Source organism: Pseudoalteromonas sp. meg-B1, from assembly GCF_003173795.1.
GTDB lineage: Bacteria > Pseudomonadota > Gammaproteobacteria > Enterobacterales > Alteromonadaceae > Pseudoalteromonas > Pseudoalteromonas undina.
The window spans coordinates 128,269-151,793 of the sequence record NZ_QGQU01000003.1 but is presented as its reverse complement, the minus strand read 5'-3'; the positions used below and the strand labels follow the sequence as shown (position 1 = coordinate 151,793).

Below are 23,525 nucleotides of genomic sequence, written 5' to 3'. Positions count from 1 at the left end.
ATGAGTAATTGAATAAAAATAATAATGGATGCGCGAGCGTAAAATGCAATTAAATTATTATGCTCAAGTAGTTAGCTTATATGACCTTAACAGTTTTTGCTAATTGATTTAAAACTGCTCAATCAACAATTCTATTACGGCCTTTCGTTTTTGCCTCGTATAAATAGTCATCAACATATTTTAAGCTGTTTTGTAAGCTGATAGAGCCATCATGAGTAAGTAGCCCAATACTTACCGTAAAGCTAATATTAAAATTGCGATAGTAAACTTTATGTTCATTTACTGCGTGTTTTATTCGCTCAGCGGCTTGCTTAGCTTCTGCTTTGTTTGTGTTGGGCATAATAATTAAAAACTCTTCACCGCCCAGGCGAAATACAAAATCTTGTTTTCTCGTTAAAGCGCGTAATGTATTGGTAAGCTCTTTTAAGCTTAAATCACCAGCTTCGTGACCATAGTTATCATTTATTGCTTTAAAATGGTCTATGTCGAGCATTAATAACGAAATATAGGTATTTTTATTCTGCGTTTTTAATAGCTCATCGCTGAGTGTTCTGTATAAAGTTCGTCTATTTAAACAGCCTGTAAGTGGGTCTATATTGGCTTGTTTTTCTAGTTCTTGATTAAGTGAAGAGAGCTCTTGAGTACGCGCCTGAATACGCTGCTCTAAACTGGTATTAAGCGCGATCAGTTTATGTTCTATGTTTATTTCTTTGGTTACGTCGTTTTGAACAGCAAAATAATAAGCTACTTTTCCGTCTCTAAAAATGGGTGATATGGCCAGTTCATTCCAATAAGGGTCGCCACTTTTTGTGTAATTTAAAATTCTTGTAGTTATGGGGAGCCCTTTTTTAAGATGAATTTTGAGTTGTTCTATTGTGTTGGCGTCAGTTTTTTCACCTTGTAAAATAGAGCCAAGCTTTTTACCTTCTACTTGCTTCAGTGGGTAGCCTGTAATTCTTTCAAATGAGCCATTTACCCAAATAACACGCTTGTCTTTATCGGCAATCACCATTCCTACTGTGGTTTCTTTGAGTGCAGTAACTAAAAAGTCCCGCTCCAGAGCTATTTTTTCACTCCCTGATATGTCTTGAAAAATGCCATATAGCTTCGTGATTTCACCGTTTAAATCTCTCGACACATTGCCGCTTGATATTACAGTGCGCTCTTGTAGATCGTCATCTACGACACGAAGCTTTATACAACTCCATTCTTGTCCGCATGCAAGAGCTTGCTCGACCGCATCTGTTATTTTGGATTTGTCATCTTCATGATAAAAATTTATTGCAGTATCTAGTTGAGGGGAATAGTTACTCGGTGAAACACCATGAATGGTATAAATTTCATCGGTCCAAAATAATTGGTTAGTTTTACAGTCGAGTTGCCAATAGCCTACCTTTAAAACTTCGCCGGCATTTTCTATGATGGTTTGTAATTCGTTATTGCTAATAACAGACGACACTTGGGCAAAGTGCTGGTTAAAAACTAAAACCATATGTTGGTGTTGGTTTTGCTGCACGCTGTGTAAGCAACAATTTAGTTTAATGGAGTAATCGGTTGCTAATGTTAGTTCAATATCAAATTGGTCTAACTCATTATGTTGCGATTTTAGTGCGAGAATTTGTTGTTGTAATAGAGCTTTGCTTTCAGTAGTACAACAGCCATAAAGGCTTTCAATGGTGGGTACTTTTTTAGCTGCAACATTTAGCTCTGACCACCTTGGAGAAAGATAACTAAGCTGATTATTATTATCAAATACCATTAAAAGAAAATTACACTTTTCTAGCAGCGCAATATTTATGTCTTTAATATCCATAAGCTCCCTACATATGAAAAGTATTACAACAATAAGGTTGAGTATAGACACCTTCTTTTATTTTTTCAGTTCAAGACAGTGTTAATAGTGGTCAGAATTCTTACTAAAAGTGTATTTCAGGTTTGTTTTTATCACTTTCCTGATAAGGTATTGGTTGTATAACAATATTTTAACGTTATTTCGTTGTTGTTAACGCAGAACGAATCACTGGAGAGTTTAATGAACATATTTCGATTGAGTGTTGTTACCTCGTTTTTTTTCGCTGCTAATCTCTGTGCTACTAGTGCACATGCAAATACTAAAGTAATTCATGCCGGAGAGTTATTGGCTATTCCCGGAGAAAAACCACAACAAAAACAAACTATAGTAATAGAAAATGGCAAAGTGCTCTCGGTATCTGCGGGTTTTTTACCCATAGCTCGATTTGGCGAAGATGCTCAGTTAATCGACTTATCGACCCGCTTTGTTATGCCAGGGCTTATGGATATGCATGTGCATTTACAAGGTGAGCTTGGCCCTGATAATAAAAAAGAGCTGGTGGAAATGTCTGATGCAGATGTAGCAATGCGCAGTGTGCATTTTGCTAACAAAACTCTTATGGCGGGCTTTACTACTGTGCGTGATGTGGGAAGTCAAAGCGAGCAAATGTATGCATTACGTAAAGGCGTAGAAAATGGCTGGGTTGATGGGCCGCGTATTATTGCTGGTGCTGGCGTTACTATTACTGGCGGACACTTAGATGTTGATGGTATGAGCCCTGATTTACTCACCATAAAAACACCGCCAACAGTGTGTGATGGCGCTATTGAATGCCGCAAAAAAACTCGCTATGCAATTAAATACGGGGCTGATTTAATTAAAGTTGCTTCTACCGGTGGCGTGCTTTCGGATACTACTACGGGCACAGGGCAGCAAATGCAAGACGATGAACTTAAAGCTGTAGTTGATACAGCGCATGGTTTAGGGCGAAAAGTAGCTAGTCATGCGCATGCCGCTCAAGGTATTAATGCAGCATTACGTGCGGGCGTTGATAGCATTGAGCACGGTAGTTACACCGATGATGAAGGCATTAAATTATTTAAAGAAACAGGGGCTTATTTAGTCCCTACTTTGCTTGCAGGGCACACCGTAGTTGGGTTAGCAAAAAACAGTGACTTTATGTCTGCGCCAATTAAAAGCAAAGCAATTAGGGTAGGGGGCGATATGCTCAACAATTTTACTAAGGCTTATAAGGCCGGGGTAAACATTGCATTTGGTACCGACAGTGGCGTATCTAAGCACGGCATTAACGCAAAAGAAGCGGTATTAATGCATCAAGCAGGTATGACTCCTGCTGATATTTTAAAATCGGCAACCGTCAATGCTGCTGATTTAATTGATATGAGCCAGCGCTTGGGCACCATAGAGCCTGGTAAGTTTGCTGATATTATTGCTTTGGACACCAGCCCACTTAGCGATATTAGCGCTTTAATGGATGTCGATTTTGTAATGAAAGAAGGCACGATTTTTAAACACCAATAAATACCCTATTTATTTTATTAATAATGACGCAATAACGCTGGTAGGTCGTATAAAAATTTTATAAATGGCTGCTGGCGTTTTTTGGTCATACCGCTTTTAAGGTTATAAAGGAAGTCTTTTATTTTGAAGAGCTTAATAGTTTTATTTTTAGTTGTATGGCCTTTTTTGGTTAATGCCAACGCGCAGATAGTTGAATTTCCTGATGTAAATAATAATGTGGCATACGCAAGTGTGGCTTCATTGGGGTTTACCCCTGCGGATGAAAAAATAGCATATGGGGATAATGAATCGCAGTTCGCATTACTTTGGCGCGCAAAACAAATCCAGCCGCAAAACCCGTTAGTTATTTTACTTCATGGTGGTTGTTGGCTAAGTGCATACGATATTAAACATACCTATGCGTTAAGTACGGGGCTTGCACAAGCAGGTTTTAACGTATGGTCTTTAGAGTATAGAAGAAGCGGCGCAAGCGGTGGTGGCTGGCCTACAACGTTTAATGATGTAAAAGCCGGAATTTTAGCGGTAAGTAAATATAATAATGGCGAGTTTAAATTAGCTGACTCGGTTGCGGTAGGACACTCCGCTGGTGGGCATTTAGCTCTGCTTGCTGGTGGTGAAATTGATCAGCTCAAAGGGGTTATTGGCTTAGCCCCTATTACTGATATAAAAGCGTATGCACGCGGTAATAACAGCTGTCAAAAAGTGACAAAGGATTTTATGCAAGGTATGCCAACTGATAAACCCAAGGCTTACACGCAAGCGAACCCGAGCGAGCAGTCGCTTCATCCGCAGAGTATTATTTTACAAGGTGACCAAGATACCATCATGCCAGCTTTTAATTTAGAGCAGCTTAAACGACCTGTGGTTATGCTAGATGGTGTGGGGCATTTTGATTGGATCCACCCAGGTTCTGAGGCATTTAAGACACTAATACAAAATTTGAATGAGAAGTAATAATGAATTTTAATGAGATTGTAGCGCTTGATAAAGCCGATCCGCTGGCTAATAAACGTGATGAATTTGATTTACCCGCAGACACTATTTATCTCGATGGTAACTCATTAGGGGCTTTGCCTAAAGCCGTAAAATCGCGCGTAGCTGAGGTGGTAAGTCAGCAATGGGGTAGCCATTTAATTAGAAGTTGGAATGATCACCAATGGATTGATTTACCAACTCTGGTAGGAGAGAAAATAGCGCCGATTATTGGCGCAGCAAAAGGCCAAGTGATTTGTTGTGACTCGATTTCAGTTAACTTATTTAAACTGTTAAGTAGTGCATTATCGTTAAATCCTGAGCGAAATGTGGTGTTATCCACCGAAGATAACTTTCCTACTGACTTATACATGGTACAGGGGCTAAGTGAGCTATTAGGCCCCGACTTATGTCAGCTTAAATTAGTGGCAGAGCAAAGTATTGAGCAAAACCTTAATGATTCAGTGGCTGTGTTGCTATTAACGCAGGTCAACTTTAGAACCGGTCAGTTGCTGGATATGCAAAAGCTTACCCAGTTAGCCCACGAGAAAGGCATTTTGGTGATATGGGATCTAGCCCATAGTGCGGGAGCTTTACAAGTTGAACTTGATAACTGTAATGCTGATTTTGCCGTTGGCTGTGGCTATAAATACTTAAACGGTGGCCCAGGCTCACCTGCATTTTTATATGTGGCTAAACGCCACCAAGCTGCTGTGAAGCAACCCTTATCAGGTTGGATGGGTCATGCCAAACCATTTGCTTTTGATGCAATATATCAAGGTGCTGATACTATAAATCAGTATTTATGTGGCACACCTAGTGTGATTGCGATGAGTGCTTTAGATGCTGCGCTTGATGTATGGCAAGACGTAGACATTTCTCAAGTAAGAGAAAAGTCGATTGCACTTGCTGACGTATTTATTAAATTAGTACAAACACATTCATGCTTAAGTGATTTACGCTTATGTTCTACTGAGGATTCGAGCCAAAGAGGCAGCCAACTAGCATTTTCACATACCGATGCGTTTGCTATATGCCAAGCGTTAATTGAAAAAGGGGTAATTGCAGATTTTCGTGCGCCTAATATTTTACGTTTTGGTTTTACACCTCTTTACACCTCGTTTGAAGAGATTTGGCAGGCAGCAACTATTTTAGCTGAGGTAGTTAAAAGCCAGCTATATACCCAGCCACGTTTTAATTTAGCGGGTAAAGTGACGTAACTTTATGATGAGCCATTATTATAATGGCTCATAGCGTTTCTCAAGTTAAAAGGCATAGCGTTAGCAGAATCACTAGCAGCGCCTTTAGGTTATTATTGCTCTTTTTCTAGATGAAAGTAATTAAGTTGTACTCTCATCTCGGTAGCTTGTTCTGCCATTTGACGCGCAGCCGCCATTGTTTCTTCTGTAATCGCTGAGTTAGCCTGAGTTAGCCCCGTTAACCGTTGTACAACAAGATTAACCTCTTTAATTGCTTGCTCTTGTGCGGAGGTTGAGTGCGCTATATGTATTATATTTTTACTAACATCGCTAACAGCTTGCATTATGTGTTTTAGTTTTTTCCCTGAGGTGTCGGCTAATTCAGTTCCAAGTGCTATTTTTTGATTACTGTTTACAATAATACTCTTTATTTGCTTTGCTGATTTAGCACTACGCCCCGCTAAATCACCGACTTCATTAGCGACTACAGCAAAGCCTCTTCCGTGGTCGCCAGCCCTAGCTGCTTCTACGGCGGCATTAAGTGATAGCAAGTTAGTTTGAAAAGCGAGGTTGTCAATAACCGAAAGTATTTCGTTAATGTCTTTACTGGCTTCATTTACTTCATCAATCGCGCTAACAGTCTGTATTGATAATTGGTTTCCTTCTTCAGCAATTTGCTCTGCATTGCTTGCCAATGCCACGGCACTTTTTGATTGTTCAGATACTTTAGTTAGCTCATCTAGCATTTGCTCAGTACTTGAGCTTGCCTCTTCAAGGTTGGCTGCTTGCTCTTCTGTGCGTTTACTTATTTCAGTATTACTTGAAGCTATTTCACCTGCATTTTGCATAACCTGGCCAGCTGATACTTGAATTTCTTGAATGACATTGGTTAATTTAAATATGGTCGCGTTGGTGTCGTTTTTTAGGGTGTTGAATACGCCTTGATATTGCCCCTCTATATTTTTAGTAAGGTCACCTTTAGCTAAGTTTGACAAAACGCTACTTACTTCATTTATAGCTAATGAAACTAATGAGGTAGACTCATTAACATTATTTTTTAAATCTTCCAATTGGCCTTGCAATGGTTGTTTTAATTGATGAGAAAAATCGCCATTTGCCATTGCAGCCATTACTTGATTAAGATCATTTATGACATGTTCAAGGTTTGTTACCGAGTGGTTTATATCTGTTTTTAGACTATTTAGCTGGCCTGTCATAGTCGATGAAATAGTATGATCAAAGCGCCCCTGACTAATTGCTAGCATGACTGATGAAATTTCAGTTAGAGCATTATCAATAGCAGTGATTGATGTATTGATGTTACTTTTTAACTGCTCAAGTTGACCGCTGGCTTCACCTTTAATCATTTTTTTAAAGTCACCTTTACTAACAAAGGACATGACTTCACCTATTTCATTCATTACATTATTTAAATTAGCCATACTGGAATTAATATCTTGTTTTAAGATATCAAGCTGTCCAGCTAAGGGGGCATCTAATTGCGCTGAAAACTGGCCCTGTCGTAATGCACTCATAACGTCACTAATACCATCTATGGCAATACTTAAGCTATTCACTGAGTTATTCACGCTGTCTTTTAGCTGGGCAAGTTTTCCTTTAGCTGGATAGGTAATTTGCTCTTTAAAGTTACCTTGCTCTACGTTAGCCATAATATCTACGATACTATTCATTGTGTTATTTATTGAGGAAAGCGATTGGTTAATATTACTTTTTAAGGTGCCTAATTCGCCTGACATTGAGGCATTAATTTGAATATCAAATTGACCATCAGCCATAGCAATCGCAATGTTATTTAATTCGTTTATTGCCCCGTTTAGTGAACTTGCGCAATCGTTGGTTGCTTGTTTTAACGTATCTAACTCTCCTCGACATGGTGCTTCAATACGTTGATCAAATTTACCCGCAGCCATTTGGTTCATAACGCGGTTTGTTTCACTAATAGATAACTGTAGAGCATCAAGAAGAGTGTTAAATGCTTGAGTGCTAACGCCTATTTCATCGCTTGAATAGACAGTTGCTCGTAATGAAAAGTCACCTTGCTGTTCAACTTTTTTCATCGTATCAGCCAATGCATGTATTGGCTTTGTGAGTGTTCGCGCAAACCAATATGCGGCAATAGTAACAATAAAAATAGTGACAAAAAGTATCACAATGAGTAGTTGGGAAAGAGTCGTTATTGACTCAAAAGCTTCTTGTTCGTCCATTTCTGCTATGAGTGCCCAGCGAACATTAAATACATTTACAGGTGCAAATGCAGAGAGCACCATTTCATTGTTATAGTCATTTATAACATGCTGCCCTTTTTCATTTTTTAGTGCTTTGATTACAGATAAGGTATTCACAGTGCCTTTATTTGGGTTTCTAAACGAGCTTTCTACAGAGTGATTTTTCGGATCAATATAAGAGTCAGAGCGCATTAACCCTTCAGGGCCAACAAGGTAGGTTTCTCCGCTTTCGCCCAACCCGTCACGTTCTTTCATAATTGAATTAATATCTTCAATCGATAATTGGGCAGCTAAAATAGCAACCGTTTTACCATCAACAACAATAGGCTTTCCTATAAAGCTTGCAGGGGCATTATATGAAGGGGAGTACTGTTTATAATCTGCAAAAGCAATTTTTTGTGGGTTGCTGCTGTCTTTTAATTGTCTAAATAGGTTCGCTAAATTACTTTTAGCGTAGGGGCCTGTTTGCAGCGATGTTGCAAAGTCTACTTCTTTATAAACAGAGTAAACAATATTTCCATTTGCTGGGTCGATAATGAAAATATCGTAGAACTTATTTATATTAGTCATATCGCGTAGATAAGGGTGATATTGGCGGTGCGCTTGCTCGTAAGAGTCTGATTGCTCTGTGGTGGTTAGTTTTTGTTTTTCACCGATTGGGTTTGGGTTATTAGCTAGATAACGAGATTGCAGCTCAATACTTTTTGGATTCATTTGCTTTAATAGAGATGAAGAAACTGTATCAGTTGGGTTTAGCTGTTTAAATTTTGGAGCAAAAGACTCTTTATAAAAGCGATTTAGAGACTCTGATGAGGTTGAAGGGGAGGTATTATTAAATCCATCTATAAACTTTGTCGCAATATTGGCCATTTCTGGATTTGCTTGCAGCGCATTAAGCTTTTTTTCAATGTTGTTAAAATAGCGTTTAACAGCGCTTTGTTTTACTTTACTCACAGCGTCTAAACGCGAATAAACCTGTTCTGTCATCGAGTTTGAAGCTGTATTAATTGCGACAATAATAATTATTGTTATTGGCACTAGGGCAACAACTAAAAAGGCGGAGATAAGTTTTTTTGTTAAATTTAATGAATTAAAAAAGTGGTTAATTGTGAGCATTACTATGTCCCTGTAATAAGGTCTGAACCTCAAATGAGCATAGAACACAATTTGTGAAGATCTAGTTAATAATTAAAGTAATGAGTTTTTATTATAAAATAGCCAAAGCTGATACTAAGCACTTTTAATTTTAATGCAATTGCAGCATGCTTTTTTAGCGGTTTAAAAGCAATAAAGCGTAGAAGTACTTAAGTACTCCTACGCTTTACTATTTAATTGATGTTCTAACGTTAAAAAAGCAAGCTATGTTAGAGCGCGACTAAACTGCGCTCTAACATAGCTTGAATTTGCTTAACTATTTTAGCTTCGGTTTCGGGTTCAAACTGGGCAATTCGAGGGGTGTGAATATGCCCAGTCGGAATATCTGAATTTAGCTGATTACGCAGCCGAATACTGCGGTACGAAATTTCGTTAGACAGGTAACCACCGCCACCGCCACGTACTGCAGTTGCCTCTTTTAATTCGTCAAAACTGCTAGGCTCAAAGTCTTTTTTGAGGGTAATAACATGATGATTATCATTAATCGCAAAAGGGCCTTTTGCATTTAGCATAGCGCTAACAGGTAAGCTAAATTCTACAAACTCAGTACCGGGTAATGGGCGGTCGTTTAAGCTTGGAATGAGCGGCGCTGTTTTGGTACCGCCATATACTATATTGGCGTTGTCGGGGGCTGTTACACTGCGGCGCTTACCTGGAAAGCGTTCAAGATCAAAGTCTTTGCGGCCCATGCTAACGGTAACGACCATATCAACTTTATTAAGAGCGTAATAAGGGGCAAGTAAGGATTCTATAATGCCTTGATCAAAGTCTTCATAACGCACAGGCACCATTACAGTGTTTATTTCAGCACTAATCCCTTTATAGTTTATTACTTGGCCATCAAGAAGCAAGGCAGCTACGCCCGATGGGTTACTTTGGTTTATATTTCTATCAAGTAAAAATGGGTCAAACCCAGTTAGTAGTATCTTTTTAGTGGTGTTTTGTGAGTAGCTTAGGTCTGTGCGACCTCGGCTTCCGTTTTCTAGCAATGTTAATAACACTGTTTGCTGCGCGGTGCTCAGCGAAAATGCAGGTTTTGTGGTGCGAATTATTTTACTTGATTGTAAGCGAGCCCAATAAAGCGCGCGATCATCTAAGTTTTGCGTTGTAGCGATGCGTTTTTTTGCACTAAACCATAATCGTTTTGAGTAGTCATTAACGGCATCTACGGCTTGTACATAGCTTGAGAGTGACTTGAATTGCTGCTCAAATTGATTAACTTCGCTGGCAAAAGCGCTTAGTACGGCTGGCATCGCTTGGCTGGCTTTTTCAATTCGCAATTCTTCTGGGGTTAGCGGTGTGTTTAAATTGGCTAAAGTACTAAAAGAAGAAAATATTAAACTTGTGGCAATCAGTGTTTTTATCATGATGTTCCTATACTAAGTCGTATTTGTTGCCTACTATCCTATGCCTAATATGTGGGTGCAAATAAAATCGTTGGTTGGTTTTATGTTGAAAGCAGTATAAAACAGGCGCTAAATCAAAAACTACGGGTATTTTATTAAAAAAGAGTCTTAACTCTGTGATGGGTTTAGCTACAATGGAGCTGTGTATTTTTTAGTTTTTTACTTTTAGGCAGCTATGCAACTTATTCAAATAGATAAAGCACGTTATCGTAAACATTTAAATCGCGTTATTGTCGGCTGTGCAGCAGGTTTAGCTGTGGGCAGTTTAGCAATTTCACAAACCTTAATTGCATTATTTCCCGATGAAAGTGGCAGTCATTTTCATTGGAACTTATTAGGCGTAATTGTTACGAGTATTGGCATAGGCTGGTTGTTAAATAAATACCGAACACATCCTTTTATGAGTGAGGTGGTGTATGTGTGGGAGCTTAAAAAAGCGCTTAATAAAATCACTCGTAAAATGGCTAAGCTAAAAGCTGCTGGGCGTGAAGGTAACCCAGATGCACTATTGGCGATTCACTATAGTTATGCAGGTTCACGATTATTATGGCAGCTTGACGATAACACCATCACTATGGATGATTTAGCGATTAAACAAGCCGAGTTAGATAGTGTGGCGGCCAAGTTCAACTTAACCTTGAATGCTGATGACTACAATGATGCAATTTTAAAGCAGTTTTAAAGTGGTTTTAATTTATAGGAATAACAATGAGCATAATTCTTTATGGTGTCCCGCTTTCTCCTTATGTACGTAAAGTACGTGTGTGTTTAGCGTTTAAGCAACTGGACTATAAACTCGAAATAGTCTCGCCGTTTAATCAGCCTGACTGGTTTTTAGAAATTAACCCGTTGGGGCGTATTCCGGCGCTAAAAGATGGCGAGTTAAACTTGGCCGACTCTAGCGTTATTTGCCAATACCTTGATGAAAAACACCCCAATTTACCGCCTTTACTTGGCAATACTGCAGAGCAACGTGCAGCCGTTCGCTGGTTAGAAAAATACGCTGATTACGAGCTGGCTCCTTTTGCAACATTTATGGTGTTTCAGCAACGTATTATTGCCCCTACAATGAAAAAGCAAACCGATGAAGCATTGGTACAAAGTGCATTAAATGAAAAACTACCGCCTTTATTTGATTATTTAGAAGGTTATTTAGGTAGTAACGAGTTTTTTGTTGGCGAGAGCTTAACCCTTGCCGACATTGCAGTGAGCTGCCAGTTAATGAATATGGAGCATGGTGGTGAGCAACTTGATGAGTCGCGCTGGCCTAAGCTTGCTGCTTTACATAGCCGTGTAAAACAGGACACCGCTATGCAGAGCATGCTTGAGGGCGAACAAAAAATATTAGCCTCATTAAAATAACGTTTATTACTGATTTTTTGCAAAAGCTTAGGAGCTATAAGTGAAAAAAGTACTGATTGTTTGTTTAGGTAATATTTGTCGATCTCCGACGGCTGAGGCGGTATTAAAAGCGCGTGCTAAAAAGTTAGGCATTGATCTGCTAGTGGACTCGGCTGGGACTATTGGGCACCACGAAGGTAACCCGCCAGATAGACGCTCTATGCAAGCTGGCGAAAAACGTGGTTATAGTTTTAAAGGTATTTTTTCGCGCAAGGTGCGCAGTAGTGATTTTAGCGAGTTTGACCTTATTTTAGCAGCCGATAAACAAAACCTGTCGGATTTAACCGCACGTTGCCCTGAACATTTGCAGTACAAGCTTGCGTTGTTTTTAGAGTATGGCGAGCAAGCACAAAGCGCAATTCCCGATCCTTATTATGGTGGCGATGACGGCTTTGAAAAGGTACTTGATTTAATTGAAGCCGCCAGCGATAACATTTTAGCTAAGTTAAAATAGCTATAATGATAAATTAAAAGGCGCTTGAAGCGCCTTTGGTATGTTATTAACGGTTTACTTTAAAGTCGAGCTGTACTTTGGAAGTTGCTGCAACCGCTTTTCCATGCTCAAACTTAGGAGCATAGCGCCATTGCGCTAATGCTTCTACTGCCGACTTTTCAAAGGCCACGCCACCCTCAGAACTAATTACTTGCGGATTTTTTACAAAGCCAGACTCATTTACTTCAAACTCCATAACTACGCTGCCATCCTTACTAAATCGCGCCTTGTTTTTAGGGTATTTAGGGTTAACGCGGTATAGCGGCGTTTGCTCTTGGCTTTCTTTCCACGGCACCATTTTAGCTATCGCGATACAGTGCTTCGTGGCTTCATCACTTTTGCCTTGTTTTTCATACAAGCCAATCAGTCTTGAATGTGCGGTTAGCTCGGCGTTGTGATCGTAACTTAAGCTTTCATCAAATACCTTTACTACGCGATTAAGCCGTTCAATTGCTTGGTCGTATCTTTTTCGACCTTCCGCAAATGACGCCATTAAAAAGTCAGCTTTTATTTGTTCAACCGAGTTTTTAGGTAAGTTAGCTTGATAATACTCATCGGCTTCTTCTAAGTAGTTTTTAGCTTCACGGTATTTTTCGTAGCTGAATTTATTGGCTAATATGGTTGCCGCTTCTAATTTCATATCGGCCAAAAATTTAGGGTTGTTTTCTGTGTTTGCTATTGCAATGACTTGCTCTAAATAATAGTCCGCTTTTTGAGCTGAGGGCGCAAAATTAGCCATGCCAACTAAAGCATCAACGGTTTCTAATGATTGTTTACCATGGTTGTTAACTGAAATAGTGTAGGCTTGTTGGTAAAGTGAAAAACGCTTTTCAATCCATTTTTTGCCATAGCCATTAATTGATTTTGCATAGTTAATTGCTAAGTTTGCTGTGTTATCAGCATTATCACCGTAAACAGCTTTACCTAATGTGTAAGCCTGCTCCGCGGCTTGTTGCACATTTTCTTTGGTTTTAACCGCATTTAAGTAATTTTGATACGCGTCGTTGAAAACGGCTTGAGCGTTATTTGCTTGTTCGGCAAATGGCGTGGTGCTTAATACAGATAAACCTAAGCCCATCAGTAATGCAAGTTTATTTAGTTTCATAATGATCCCTATTATTTGTCGGTGGTAAATTAGCAAATCCTTATGTGTATGTCATCATTTTAGGTAAACCAAGGTAAATATCCATTGCCAATATATTTATGTTTGAATATTGAAAATAGCCGCAGTCGTCGCCATATATTTGTCATTACATAAGATGTACTACGATCCAATTTTGAACTTTTGTGATATTATCACTTTATCGTGTCGTAGTTTTTTAATATTTGGATTGGTCGTGGCGCAAGTAAGAGCAAGAGTCCAGCTTAATGTTGGCAAAAATAGTGATATTCCAGCAGAAATTATTTCCTTTAGTGGCTTAAAAGATGGCCAAGAGCATGTTGCGTTAGTGTTTAAAAACGCCGATACCGAGCAAGGTGTTCCGCTTATTCGTATGCATTCTGAATGTTTAACTGGCGATGTATTTCACTCGTCACGTTGTGACTGTGGTGAGCAGTTAAACGAGTGTATTGAAATGATGCACGAACAAGGTGGTATTTTACTTTATTTGCGCCAAGAAGGGCGTGGTATTGGTTTATACAATAAAATTGATGCGTATGTACTGCAATCACAAGGTATGAATACTTATGAGGCTAATAACCATTTAGGTTTTGCTGATGACTTACGCGACTTTTCGGATGCTGTATTAATGCTCAATGCGCTCAATTTAAAGCATGTAAAATTAATGACTAACAATCCTAAAAAGCTTAACGCATTAAAAGATGCTGGCATAGAGGTGGACTCTGTTGTGGGCACTCATGCACACATTAAAGCTGGGCTTTCAGGTAACAAGGCGTATTTAGAGACAAAGATTAAGCATGGCTCTCACATGCTAGATATTAAGAAAATTAAAAAACCTTAGGGTCTGTTGACCTTTCAAGGTTAAATTTGCAGCAGTCTGTTTGGTATTTAGGCAAGGCAGAGCCTATGTGGTGTGGTTATTCCCCATAAATAGGCGATAACGCAGCATCAATGCCAAACAGGCGCAGCCCTTCGGGTTCTGCCTAGGGGCGATTTACTCTTTGTTGCTCGGTTTTTACTTAGCCCACTAAGTTACAAACCTCGCGCCGCGATTAAATCGCCCCTAGTTTGAACAAATTTTAATCCGTAAAGGGCAACAGACCCTAATATTAACGGCATTTATCGCCGCCACCTATGTAATACCAACCAGCGCCGAGTTATACTCGGCGTGTTTTGTTTTAATTAAGAGCAAGTATGTCTACACAATTACGAATTTTTAAAGCTGATGCGGCATTAAAATGGTTTAAAGCGGGTTGGCTAATTTTTAAAACTCAGCCATTAACTTTTATTTTTATGCATTTGTTTATTGGCATTGTTGGCTTGTTGTCGTTATTTTTGCCGGTATTACAAATAGCTGCAGCATTGGCTACACCATTTTTAACCGCTGGTTTTTATCAAGCCGTGCTTACCAAGCAGCAGGGCGGAAAAATTATGTTAGCCGATATTTTGAAGCCCTTTTCAGCCAAAGGAAATCGGTTAGGCTTATTTCGCTTAGCGCTTTATCAAATGGGTGCCGGTATTTTAATTGCCTTGCTCGCCAATGGGTTATTTGCTGATGCAATGGCGGTTATGACACAGCCAGACTTAGACCCAAACACCGCTGTTAGCCAAATGCTTGAGAGCATCTCGTTTGCTAACGTGGCATTGTTTTTAATTGCGCTCTCAATTTACTTTACTTCGTTTGCCTATGCAGTACCGCTGGTTTACTTTAATAAAGAGCAACGTATTTTAAATGCCTTAAAAAGTTCGTTTATGGTGTTTTATTATAATATTTTACCATTGAGTGTTTATGGTATTATTTGCGCATTATTAATGGTGGTGTCGATGTTCTTATCACTACTACCACTGTTGATTTTAATGCCAATTTGCTACATTAGTTTCTTTGTTTCTTATCAGGCTATTTTTATGCCCGTTGTGCCACCAAGTGATGACAGTAACATTAAGCCTTTAAGTAGCGAGCAAAGCGGACGCTTTGACGCTTAATGGATGATACGTTAAAACAAAAGTTAAAAAACTATGTGCTTTGGTTACTTGGAAGGCAAGAGTATTCGCGTCGTGAGTTAACCCAAAAGCTACAGCAAAGAGAAGCAACCGACGAGTTCATAGAAAACCTGCTTGATTGGTGTGAAAAGCACAATTTTATTAACGAGCAGCGTTACTGTGAAGGGTTTGTAAGAAAGCACATATTTAAATGCCACGGCTTAAAGCGAATTCAAAGCGAGGCCATGGGTAAAGGGATTGATAGAGCACTGCTTGAAACAGTGGTTGAGGAGCTTGAAATAGATTGGTTTGAGCTCGCGCAGGAAGCGTACAACAAAAAGTATTCAACGACACCGGCAGACCTCGAGTACAAAGAAAAAGCTAAGCGCGTGCGCTACTTAATGTATCGAGGTTTTAGCTACGATCAAATAAATTTTGCAATGCAAGCACAGTAAATACAGGTGAGACTTTCACATGCAGCACATGACTACCGCACAAATTAGGCAACAGTTTTTAGACTTTTTTGCCAGCAAACAACACCAAGTTGTTCCTTCTAGTTCGCTTATACCGGGTAACGATGCCACGTTGTTATTTAATAATGCCGGTATGGTGCAATTTAAAGATGTATTTTTAGGCGCTGAAAGCCGCCCTTACACGCGCGCAACTAGCTCTCAGCGTTGCGTACGTGCTGGTGGTAAACACAACGATTTAGAAAATGTTGGTTACACAGCACGTCATCATACCTTTTTCGAAATGCTAGGTAATTTCAGCTTTGGTGATTACTTTAAGCAAGATGCAATTAAATTTGCGTGGGAGTTTTTAACTGAGGTTGTAAAACTACCAAAAGAAAAGCTGTTAGTGACCATTTACCATGATGACGAAGAAGCCTTTGGCTACTGGGCTAACGATATAGGTTTACCTGAAGATCGTATTATTCGTATTGCAACGAGCGATAATTTTTGGTCTATGGGTGATACCGGCCCTTGTGGTCCATGTTCTGAAATATTTTATGATCACGGTGAGCACATTTGGGGTGGTCCTCCGGGCACTCCTGAAGAAGATGGCGATCGTTTCATTGAAATTTGGAACTTAGTATTTATGCAATACAACCGTCAAAGCGACGGGACTATGGAGCCACTTCCTAAGCAATCTGTTGATACTGGTATGGGCCTTGAGCGTATTTCAGCTATTTTACAAGGTGTGCATTCAAACTACGAAATCGATTTATTCCAAGGCTTAATTGCCGCCGCTGCAAGCGTTACTAATGCACAAGATATGGATGATAAGTCGCTTCGCGTGGTGGCGGATCATATTCGTTCGTGTGCGTTTTTAATTTCAGATGGGGTTATGCCATCAAATGAAGGCCGTGGTTATGTATTGCGTCGTATTATTCGTCGTGCAGTACGCCATGGTAATAAATTGGGTGCTAAAGGCGCGTTCTTCTACAAGTTAGTAGCAGCGCTTATTGAGCAAATGGGTCAGGCCTATCCAGAGCTTGCTAAGCAACAAGAAATTATTGAAAAAGTACTGCGTATCGAAGAAGAGCAGTTTGGTAAAACGCTCGAACGTGGTTTAGCTATTTTAGAAGAAAGCTTAAGTGATTTAACAGGGGATGTGATCCCAGGTGACTTAGTATTTAAGCTTTACGATACCTATGGTTTCCCTGCTGATTTAACGGCTGATGTAGCGCGTGAACGCCAGATGACGATAGACCATCAAGGTTTTGAAGCATGCATGGCAGTACAACGTAAAACAGCACAGCAAGCGGGCAAATTTGGTGCAGATTATAATGAGCAATTAAAATCAGACAAACACACTGATTTTAAAGGCTACGATAGCACTCATTACCGTGGCACTGTGGTAGAAATTTTTGCCGCTGGCGAAGCGGTATCATTACTTGAAGATGGTCAACAAGGTATTTTAGTTTTAGACCGCACTCCGTTTTACGCTGAGTCAGGCGGTCAAATTGGTGATAGCGGTACAATTACCGTTGCCGGTGGTGAGTTTAATGTAACGAATACCACTAAATTGGGTAATGCTTTTGCTCATCATGGAACAGTTCAAGGGCGTATTGGCGTTAACGATAAAGTGGATGCGACTATTGACGATGCGCGTCGTGAAAGCATTAAGAAAAATCACACAGCTACGCACATTTTACATGAAGCATTGCGTCAGCTTTTAGGTGAGCACGTATCGCAAAAAGGCTCACTTGTGCAGCCAGATCGCCTGCGTTTTGACTTCTCACATTTTGAAGCGGTGACCAAACAAGAACTGCGCGAAATTGAACGTGTAGTAAATGACGAAATTCGTCGTAACTTTGCACTTAATACTGAGCTAATGGCAATTGATGATGCTAAAGCAAAAGGTGCTATGGCATTGTTTGGCGAAAAGTACGATGACGAAGTACGTGTAGTAACCATAGGTGATTACTCAATTGAGCTTTGTGGTGGTACACACGTAGAGCGTGCAGGTGACATTGGTTTATTCAAAATTGTATCTGAAAGCGGAATTGCTGCCGGTGTTCGTCGTATTGAAGCGGTAACCGGTGCAGAAGCAATCGCTTATGTTAATGAACAAGAACAGCAATTAGCAGATGTTGCAGCACTTGTAAAAGGTGACAGTGCGTCAGTACTTGAAAAAGTAACTGCCTTACTTGAAAAGTCGAAAGGACTTGAAAAGCAAGTTGCCCAACTTAACGATAAACTAGCCAGTGCGGCAGGTGCATCGTTACTTGATTCAGTGGTTGAAATTAATGGAGTTAAATTGTTAGTTGCCAACGTTGAAGGAACTGAATCAAAAGCGCTTCGTGGCATGGTTGATGATCTTAAAAATAAGATTGGCTCAGGCGTTATTGCTTTAGGTGTTGCCAGCGGTGATAAAGTAAGCCTAATTGCGGGTGTAACTAAAGACTTAACCGGTAAAGTAAAAGCGGGTGAGTTAGTTAACCACATGGCAGGCCAAGTAGGTGGTAAAGGCGGCGGTCGTCCAGATATGGCGCAAGCGGGTGGTTCTGAGCCACAAAACTTAACTGCAGCACTTGATAGCGTAACAGCTTGGTTAACTGAGCGTACTTAAGCTTAAGTGGCACTTATAGTTCAAAAATTTGGCGGCACTTCGGTAGGCTCAATAGAGCGTATTGAAGCGGTCGCCGACCTTGTTGTTAAAACTAAGCAACAAGGCCATCAAGTGGTGGTGGTGCTTTCGGCAATGTCGGGAGAAACCAATCGCTTAATTAATCTTGCCAAACAAATCGACTCTCGCCCGAGTAGTCGTGAACTCGATGTATTACTCAGTACCGGTGAACAAGTCTCTATAGCTTTATTAGCGATGGCGATTATTAAACGCGGCCATTCTGCGGTAAGCTTGTTAGCCGATCAGGTGAATATATTAACCGATAACATGTTCGGTAAAGCCCGTGTAGAAGACGTGGCTGCAACGCGCTTAAAACATGAACTTGAACATAACCGTATTGCTATTATTGCCGGCTTTCAGGGGCGCGATATTGAGGGCAACGTGACTACGCTTGGGCGTGGTGGCACCGATACCTCTGCGGTTGAAATAGCGGGTGCAATAAAAGCGGATGAATGTCAGATCTATACTGATGTTGATGGCGTATATACAACAGATCCTCGTATTGAACCTAATGCACGACGTTTAAGCCATGTAACCTTTGCCGAAATGCTTGAGCTGGCTAGTTTAGGTGCTAAAGTGCTACATATTCGCTCTGTAGAGTCGGCTGGTAAGCACAATGTACCATTAAGAGTGTTATCTAGCTTTAAACCTGATGAAGGTACATTAATTAGTTTTAAGGAGAGCGATGTGGCGAGTAACGTTGTGTCGGGTATTGCATTTAATCGAGACGAGTGTTTGATTAAGGTACATGGAGTACCGCAAGGCACTAAAGCGCTTGCAAAAATTTTGAAACTTTTTGCAGATAATGGCATCGAAATAGATATGATTAATCAAATTAATCATAAAGTTGAAAAAGTCGACTATGCTTTTACTGTGCATTTAAATGATTATTTAAACGCACTTGATTTGTTAACGGCTGAGCAACAGCAATTTGACGCACAGGCAATTGACGGATTAACTAATGTGGCGAAAGTGTCAGCTGTAGGTATGGGGATGAAATCTCATTCTGGGGTAGCGAGTTTATTTTTTGATTCGTTAGCACAAGAGAATATTGATGTGATGTTTGTTTCAACCTCAGAGATAAAGATTTCAGTTTTAATAGATGAAAAATACCTCGAGCTGGCTGTTCGTGCATTACATAAGACATTTTTAACAGAAAATGAATAGATTGAGAGTTTTTACTTACTTTTTAGTCTAATTTTAATTAAAATGTGTGTGCGGAATCTTATAATTTTATTGGAACATGGGAGCAAGAGAATGCTAATACTAACTCGTAGAGTAGGCGAGACCCTGATGATTGGTGACGAAGTAACCGTTACTGTTCTGGGTGTTAAAGGAAATCAAGTTCGTATCGGTGTTAACGCACCTAAAGACGTATCAGTTCATCGTGAAGAAATTTACATGCGCATACAAGCTGAAAAGTCTAACCCTAATCCGGGCAATGCTTAATCAACATAGTATAAAATGTGCTAGTTAATAACTATGACATTTGTAAAAGCCACTCATTGAGTGGCTTTTTTGTTTATAAAATCAATCGTTTCTTCGTCGAGTATTGCCTTAGAAATGTATTGCATACCGCTTTTACTTTTTAACAATAGGCCGCAATCTGTAGTAATTACTTCATTAATGTCGTGCCAAGCTAATTGGTAATTCTTGTAATGATTGGTTGATTTTATTCCGTCCTCGTCGAAGGTGAGAGTGACTTCAGAGCCAGATGCTCTGCTAAGCATTTGCCTTGTTACCCACCAAGGACGACGATAATAAAAAGCAATGCACTCAAGTAAAGCTAACATAAGCAAAAATGTACCAAGGTAATGATCGCCTAAACCATAAATGCCAAATAGCCCTAATATCACAAGTAGCGCCAATAAAAAGTATTTAGGTTGTGCACGCTTACTATAAGGCAGCGATTGGTCGAAGCATTCATAAAAATAAGGTTTATCGAGTTTATAAGTTGTTGTAAAGACCATGTGTTTGCACTTAAAAGCTATTTTTTATTATTTTAGCCTAATGCGCAGCTTAAAAGGGGAAATGACTAGAAACTATTTATATTTTAGGCATAAAAAAACGACCCGTAGGTCGTTTCTTAGCTAAATAAATAATATTAGCAATTTGTCTCTTCGGCATTAACGCCTTCTTTTACTTCTTCACAGGTATCTTCTACCTTGTTTTGAACATCTGTCACGGCTTCGTCAATACGCTCACCGGCTTCTTCTGCATGATTGTCTTCACAACCCATAATAAATGCACTTGCGAATAGACCAATAGCTGCTGCTTTAAGTGTTGATGATTTCATAATGTAATTCCTTGTATATAAATTTAAAAAGAGAGTTCGTTGTTTCTTATCTACCTGGGGCTTTTACCACGTAAAGCGCCAGAGACAAGTGAAATAACCAGTAAAACTAAAAAGATAAAAAATATGATCTTAGCAATTCCTGCTGCGGCTCCTGCAATACCACCAAATCCTAAAACGGCTGCGATTAGTGCGATCACCAAAAATGTAATTGTCCAGCGTAACATTGTCATCTCCTTGATTTATCTAAGTGTTAAAGTGTTGTTTTTATATAAGCGAGTAATGTGCCAGTATTTTATTTTGTTTTAAATCAATGGCTTATTTTGTTTTTTCGCGATTGGCTTTATATTGAGTTGGTAATTTTTACGATCTTATCGGTAACTTATTCACAGTTGTCTCTGATGAGATAATAAATAGTTGTTGCTGCTCTTTGCTTTGGTAAGACCAATTAACATTTTTTTTGAAGGTTATTAGTGGGTTAGTACAATAGGTTTGTTTTATATGTGTTTTTACAAAGTATTAGTGTTTTTATATATTCTTTGTTTATAACGAACATTTTTAGCATCTATATATCTGGGTTAAATAAGCTATTTTAGGTGGTGTTAACCTTATTAGTGATATGTTACTTTTAGATTAATTGGTTTTACCAATTTACAACGTGTAGACAAAAGAATAGTTTTTGTTACTATTGGTGAATAGTTATTTAAATAAACCGATTTTTTATGTATTTGGTTTTAAACAGGGGAGAATTATGGATATAGGGGCTTTACTCACAACTGCAGGCAATTTAATGCTAACAGGCATGGTGGGTGTGTTTGTATTTCTTTCTTTATTGATTGGTGCAGTGACACTCATGTCTAAGCTGGCTAGCAAGTTTTCTCAGCCAGAACTAGAAACATCACAGAGAACACCATCTTTTAAATCTCAAGGTGTGCCAAATGAGCACATCGCTGCAATTAGTGCTGCCATTGCTCAGTACAAAATAAATAATAATTAGAGGAGCATACCAATGGCTAAATTAAAAATAACAGAACTCGTACTTCGTGACGCACATCAGTCGCTCTTAGCTACCCGCATGCGATTAGACGACATGTTACCTATTGCAAAAAAAATTGATGACGCAGGATATTGGTCTATAGAATCTTGGGGTGGAGCTACCTTTGATTCATGTATTCGTTATTTAGGTGAAGATCCATGGGAGCGTATTCGCGCGCTTAAAAAAGCGATGCCAAATACACCACAGCAAATGCTACTTCGTGGTCAGAACTTATTGGGATATCGCCATTATGCTGATGATGTGGTTGAGAAGTTTGTTGAGCGCGCTCACAAAAATGGCGTAGACGTATTTCGTATTTTTGATGCCATGAATGATGTACGTAACTTAGAAACTGCCATAAAAGCGGCGGTTAAAGTAGGGGCACATGCACAAGGTACAATTTCTTACACAGTAAGCCCTGTACATACATTAGATATGTGGTTAACACTTGCTAAACAGCTTGAAGAATTGGGTTGCCATTCAATTTGTATTAAAGATATGGCGGGATTGCTTAAGCCTTACGATGCAGAAGAACTCATTAAAGCGTTAAAAGAAACGGTTTCCATACCTATTGCTATGCAATGCCATGCAACAACGGGTTTAAGCACCGCTACTTATCAAAAAGCGATTGATGCCGGCATTGATATGCTCGACACAGCTGTATCGTCTATGAGCATGACTTATGGCCATTCAGCAACTGAAACAATTGCTGCAATCGTTGAAGGGACCGAGCGTGATACCGGGCTTGATTTAAACCACCTAGAAGAAATTGCCGCTTACTTTAGAGACGTACGTAAAAAGTACGCTGCGTTTGAAGGCAGCTTAAAAGGTGTCGATGGCCGAATTTTATTAGCCCAAGTGCCAGGTGGTATGTTAACTAACATGGAAAACCAGCTTAAAGAGCAAGGTGCTGCTGATAAACTAAACGAAGTGCTACTTGAAATTCCACGAGTACGTGAAGATTTAGGCTTTATTCCACTTGTTACACCTACCTCACAAATTGTTGGTACTCAAGCGGTATTAAATGTACTCACTGGTGAGCGTTATAAAACCATTACCAAAGAAACTGCTGGCGTATTAAAAGGTGAGTATGGTTCAACACCTGCACCAATGAATAAAGAGCTTCAAGAGCGCGTACTTGATGGCAGTGAAGCAATTACCTGTCGCCCTGCAGATATTATTAAACCTGAACTTGAAACTTTAGAAGCTGAGTTAAGCAAGCTTGCGCAGGAGCAAGGGCTAACTTTAGCCGATGAGCAAATTGATGATGTGCTTACCTATGCATTATTTCCACAGATTGGTTTGAAATTTATTAAAAACCGTAACAACCCTGATGCATTTGAGCCTGTTCCTAGCGCTGATGATAACGCCAATAAAGCACCTGAAAAATCAGCGGCAAACAATAAAAGCGTTAAGGCAGAGCAATACAGCGTTAAAGTAGACGGTAAAGTATACGATGTCGTGGTTGCTCAAGGTGGTGAGCTTAAAGAGGTGACGTTAAAAGACTCAGAGCATATTCCACAGTCAGCATCGGTTGCCTCGGGTGAAACTCTAAATGCACCACTGGCCGGTAATATTTTTAAAATTAAAGTAAAACCCGGTCAGGTAGTCAATGAAGGTGATGTGGTAATTATTATGGAAGCCATGAAAATGGAAACCGAAGTACGCGCCATGCATACCGGTACGATTGCTGAGGTGCTTGTTTCTGAGGGCGATTCAGTGTCAACCGGCGATGCAATGATTGCACTAGCTTAAGGA

At 39.6% G+C, this 23,525-nt stretch carries 21 protein-coding genes; 14 read left to right on the top strand and 7 right to left on the bottom strand.

Translation table 11 applies throughout. From position 1 onward, the window contains the following. Positions 1 to 118: 118 nt before the first annotated feature. Positions 119 to 1,813 (bottom strand): sensor domain-containing diguanylate cyclase, encoded by a 1,695-nt coding sequence (locus tag DK924_RS12440; RefSeq protein WP_109875326.1) that lies wholly within the window; start codon positions 1,811 to 1,813, stop codon positions 119 to 121. 219 nt (positions 1,814 to 2,032) lie between these two features. Between DK924_RS12440 and DK924_RS12435 the strand changes: the two genes are divergently transcribed. From DK924_RS12435 to kynU, 3 genes are all read left to right on the top strand, one after another. Next, entirely contained in the window at positions 2,033 to 3,334 is a 1,302-nt protein-coding gene (locus DK924_RS12435) for an amidohydrolase family protein (protein WP_075170426.1), read from the top strand. A gap of 123 nt (positions 3,335 to 3,457) precedes the next feature. Further along, positions 3,458 to 4,288 (top strand): alpha/beta hydrolase, encoded by an 831-nt coding sequence (locus DK924_RS12430; RefSeq protein ID WP_109875325.1) that lies wholly within the window; start codon positions 3,458 to 3,460, stop codon positions 4,286 to 4,288. 2 nt (positions 4,289 to 4,290) lie between these two features. Continuing rightward, on the top strand, positions 4,291 to 5,526 hold the full coding sequence (gene kynU, locus DK924_RS12425; protein WP_109875324.1) for a kynureninase: 1,236 nt from the start codon (positions 4,291 to 4,293) through the stop codon (positions 5,524 to 5,526). A gap of 92 nt (positions 5,527 to 5,618) precedes the next feature. Here kynU and DK924_RS12420 read toward each other — a convergent pair whose 3' ends face one another. Further along, entirely contained in the window at positions 5,619 to 8,867 is a 3,249-nt protein-coding gene (locus DK924_RS12420; protein ID WP_109875323.1) for a methyl-accepting chemotaxis protein, read from the bottom strand. Between the two features lie 248 nt (positions 8,868 to 9,115). Then, positions 9,116 to 10,273 carry a hypothetical protein gene (locus DK924_RS12415; protein WP_109875322.1) on the bottom strand — a complete coding sequence of 386 codons (1,158 nt, stop codon included), beginning with the start codon at positions 10,271 to 10,273 and terminating at the stop codon, positions 9,116 to 9,118. A gap of 214 nt (positions 10,274 to 10,487) precedes the next feature. Between DK924_RS12415 and DK924_RS12410 the strand changes: the two genes are divergently transcribed. Genes DK924_RS12410 through DK924_RS12400 form a run of 3 tightly spaced genes read left to right on the top strand, consistent with a single transcriptional unit; the run spans position 10,488 to position 12,167 of the window. Next, on the top strand, positions 10,488 to 10,994 hold the full coding sequence (locus tag DK924_RS12410; RefSeq protein ID WP_054202271.1) for a DUF3087 domain-containing protein: 507 nt from the start codon (positions 10,488 to 10,490) through the stop codon (positions 10,992 to 10,994). A 26-nt stretch (positions 10,995 to 11,020) separates the two neighbouring features. After that, positions 11,021 to 11,674: a glutathione S-transferase family protein gene (locus tag DK924_RS12405; RefSeq protein WP_109875321.1), complete on the top strand. Its 654-nt coding sequence runs from the start codon at positions 11,021 to 11,023 to the stop codon at positions 11,672 to 11,674. Positions 11,675 to 11,714: 40 nt separating this feature from the next. Beyond that, positions 11,715 to 12,167, top strand: coding sequence for a low molecular weight protein-tyrosine-phosphatase (locus tag DK924_RS12400; protein ID WP_109875320.1), 453 nt, complete (start codon positions 11,715 to 11,717; stop codon positions 12,165 to 12,167). 46 nt (positions 12,168 to 12,213) lie between these two features. Here the strand turns inward: DK924_RS12400 and DK924_RS12395 are convergent, their stop codons facing one another. Beyond that, positions 12,214 to 13,311, bottom strand: a complete 1,098-nt coding sequence (locus DK924_RS12395; protein WP_109875319.1) for a TonB family protein — start codon at positions 13,309 to 13,311, stop codon at positions 12,214 to 12,216. A gap of 232 nt (positions 13,312 to 13,543) precedes the next feature. Between DK924_RS12395 and ribA the strand changes: the two genes are divergently transcribed. The 6 genes from ribA to csrA all read left to right on the top strand — a co-directional run bounded on the left by ribA (position 13,544) and on the right by csrA (position 19,887). Beyond that, positions 13,544 to 14,167 carry a GTP cyclohydrolase II gene (gene ribA / locus DK924_RS12390; protein ID WP_013464123.1) on the top strand — a complete coding sequence of 208 codons (624 nt, stop codon included), beginning with the start codon at positions 13,544 to 13,546 and terminating at the stop codon, positions 14,165 to 14,167. 353 nt (positions 14,168 to 14,520) lie between these two features. Further along, positions 14,521 to 15,309 (top strand): BPSS1780 family membrane protein, encoded by a 789-nt coding sequence (locus DK924_RS12385; protein ID WP_109875318.1) that lies wholly within the window; start codon positions 14,521 to 14,523, stop codon positions 15,307 to 15,309. After that, entirely contained in the window at positions 15,309 to 15,761 is a 453-nt protein-coding gene (locus tag DK924_RS12380) for a regulatory protein RecX (protein WP_109875317.1), read from the top strand. Before DK924_RS12385 ends, DK924_RS12380 begins: the two co-directional genes overlap by 1 nt. A 19-nt stretch (positions 15,762 to 15,780) precedes the next feature. Then, positions 15,781 to 18,381, top strand: coding sequence for an alanine--tRNA ligase (alaS, locus tag DK924_RS12375; RefSeq protein WP_109875316.1), 2,601 nt, complete (start codon positions 15,781 to 15,783; stop codon positions 18,379 to 18,381). 6 nt (positions 18,382 to 18,387) lie between these two features. After that, positions 18,388 to 19,605: an aspartate kinase gene (locus DK924_RS12370; protein ID WP_109875315.1), complete on the top strand. Its 1,218-nt coding sequence runs from the start codon at positions 18,388 to 18,390 to the stop codon at positions 19,603 to 19,605. 90 nt (positions 19,606 to 19,695) lie between these two features. Continuing rightward, on the top strand, positions 19,696 to 19,887 hold the full coding sequence (gene csrA / locus DK924_RS12365) for a carbon storage regulator CsrA (RefSeq protein WP_004587515.1): 192 nt from the start codon (positions 19,696 to 19,698) through the stop codon (positions 19,885 to 19,887). Positions 19,888 to 19,940: 53 nt separating this feature from the next. Here csrA and DK924_RS12360 read toward each other — a convergent pair whose 3' ends face one another. The 3 genes from DK924_RS12360 to DK924_RS12350 form a co-directional block, all read right to left on the bottom strand. Further along, complete coding sequence (locus tag DK924_RS12360; protein WP_109875314.1) at positions 19,941 to 20,408, bottom strand: YcxB family protein; 468 nt, start codon at positions 20,406 to 20,408, stop codon at positions 19,941 to 19,943. 134 nt (positions 20,409 to 20,542) lie between these two features. After that, a complete protein-coding gene (locus tag DK924_RS12355) occupies positions 20,543 to 20,734 on the bottom strand; it encodes a hypothetical protein (RefSeq protein ID WP_008115136.1) in 192 nt (63 codons plus the stop codon). A gap of 50 nt (positions 20,735 to 20,784) precedes the next feature. Continuing rightward, positions 20,785 to 20,958, bottom strand: coding sequence for a DUF1328 domain-containing protein (locus tag DK924_RS12350; RefSeq protein ID WP_002961939.1), 174 nt, complete (start codon positions 20,956 to 20,958; stop codon positions 20,785 to 20,787). A gap of 524 nt (positions 20,959 to 21,482) precedes the next feature. On the opposite strand from DK924_RS12350, the gene DK924_RS12345 reads away from it, so the two are divergent. Together DK924_RS12345 and oadA are read left to right on the top strand one after the other, a co-directional pair. Then, positions 21,483 to 21,728, top strand: a complete 246-nt coding sequence (locus DK924_RS12345; protein ID WP_109875313.1) for an OadG family protein — start codon at positions 21,483 to 21,485, stop codon at positions 21,726 to 21,728. Positions 21,729 to 21,740: 12 nt separating this feature from the next. Further along, complete coding sequence (gene oadA, locus DK924_RS12340) at positions 21,741 to 23,522, top strand: sodium-extruding oxaloacetate decarboxylase subunit alpha (RefSeq protein WP_010390815.1); 1,782 nt, start codon at positions 21,741 to 21,743, stop codon at positions 23,520 to 23,522. Positions 23,523 to 23,525: the final 3 nt, after the last annotated feature.

Coding starts and splice junctions, on each gene's coding strand:
- DK924_RS12395 (WP_109875319.1), bottom strand. CDS start 13,311: ATGAAACTAAATAAACTTGCATTACTGATGGGCTTAGGTTTATCTGTA.
- DK924_RS12410 (WP_054202271.1), top strand. CDS start 10,488: ATGCAACTTATTCAAATAGATAAAGCACGTTATCGTAAACATTTAAAT.
- alaS (WP_109875316.1), top strand. CDS start 15,781: ATGCAGCACATGACTACCGCACAAATTAGGCAACAGTTTTTAGACTTT.
- oadA (WP_010390815.1), top strand. CDS start 21,741: ATGGCTAAATTAAAAATAACAGAACTCGTACTTCGTGACGCACATCAG.
- DK924_RS12440 (WP_109875326.1), bottom strand. CDS start 1,813: ATGGATATTAAAGACATAAATATTGCGCTGCTAGAAAAGTGTAATTTT.
- DK924_RS12350 (WP_002961939.1), bottom strand. CDS start 20,958: ATGTTACGCTGGACAATTACATTTTTGGTGATCGCACTAATCGCAGCC.
- DK924_RS12345 (WP_109875313.1), top strand. CDS start 21,483: ATGGATATAGGGGCTTTACTCACAACTGCAGGCAATTTAATGCTAACA.
- DK924_RS12360 (WP_109875314.1), bottom strand. CDS start 20,408: ATGGTCTTTACAACAACTTATAAACTCGATAAACCTTATTTTTATGAA.
- DK924_RS12435 (WP_075170426.1), top strand. CDS start 2,033: ATGAACATATTTCGATTGAGTGTTGTTACCTCGTTTTTTTTCGCTGCT.
- DK924_RS12415 (WP_109875322.1), bottom strand. CDS start 10,273: ATGATAAAAACACTGATTGCCACAAGTTTAATATTTTCTTCTTTTAGT.
- DK924_RS12380 (WP_109875317.1), top strand. CDS start 15,309: ATGGATGATACGTTAAAACAAAAGTTAAAAAACTATGTGCTTTGGTTA.
- DK924_RS12355 (WP_008115136.1), bottom strand. CDS start 20,734: ATGAAATCATCAACACTTAAAGCAGCAGCTATTGGTCTATTCGCAAGT.
- csrA (WP_004587515.1), top strand. CDS start 19,696: ATGCTAATACTAACTCGTAGAGTAGGCGAGACCCTGATGATTGGTGAC.
- DK924_RS12385 (WP_109875318.1), top strand. CDS start 14,521: ATGTCTACACAATTACGAATTTTTAAAGCTGATGCGGCATTAAAATGG.
- DK924_RS12405 (WP_109875321.1), top strand. CDS start 11,021: ATGAGCATAATTCTTTATGGTGTCCCGCTTTCTCCTTATGTACGTAAA.
- kynU (WP_109875324.1), top strand. CDS start 4,291: ATGAATTTTAATGAGATTGTAGCGCTTGATAAAGCCGATCCGCTGGCT.
- DK924_RS12420 (WP_109875323.1), bottom strand. CDS start 8,867: ATGCTCACAATTAACCACTTTTTTAATTCATTAAATTTAACAAAAAAA.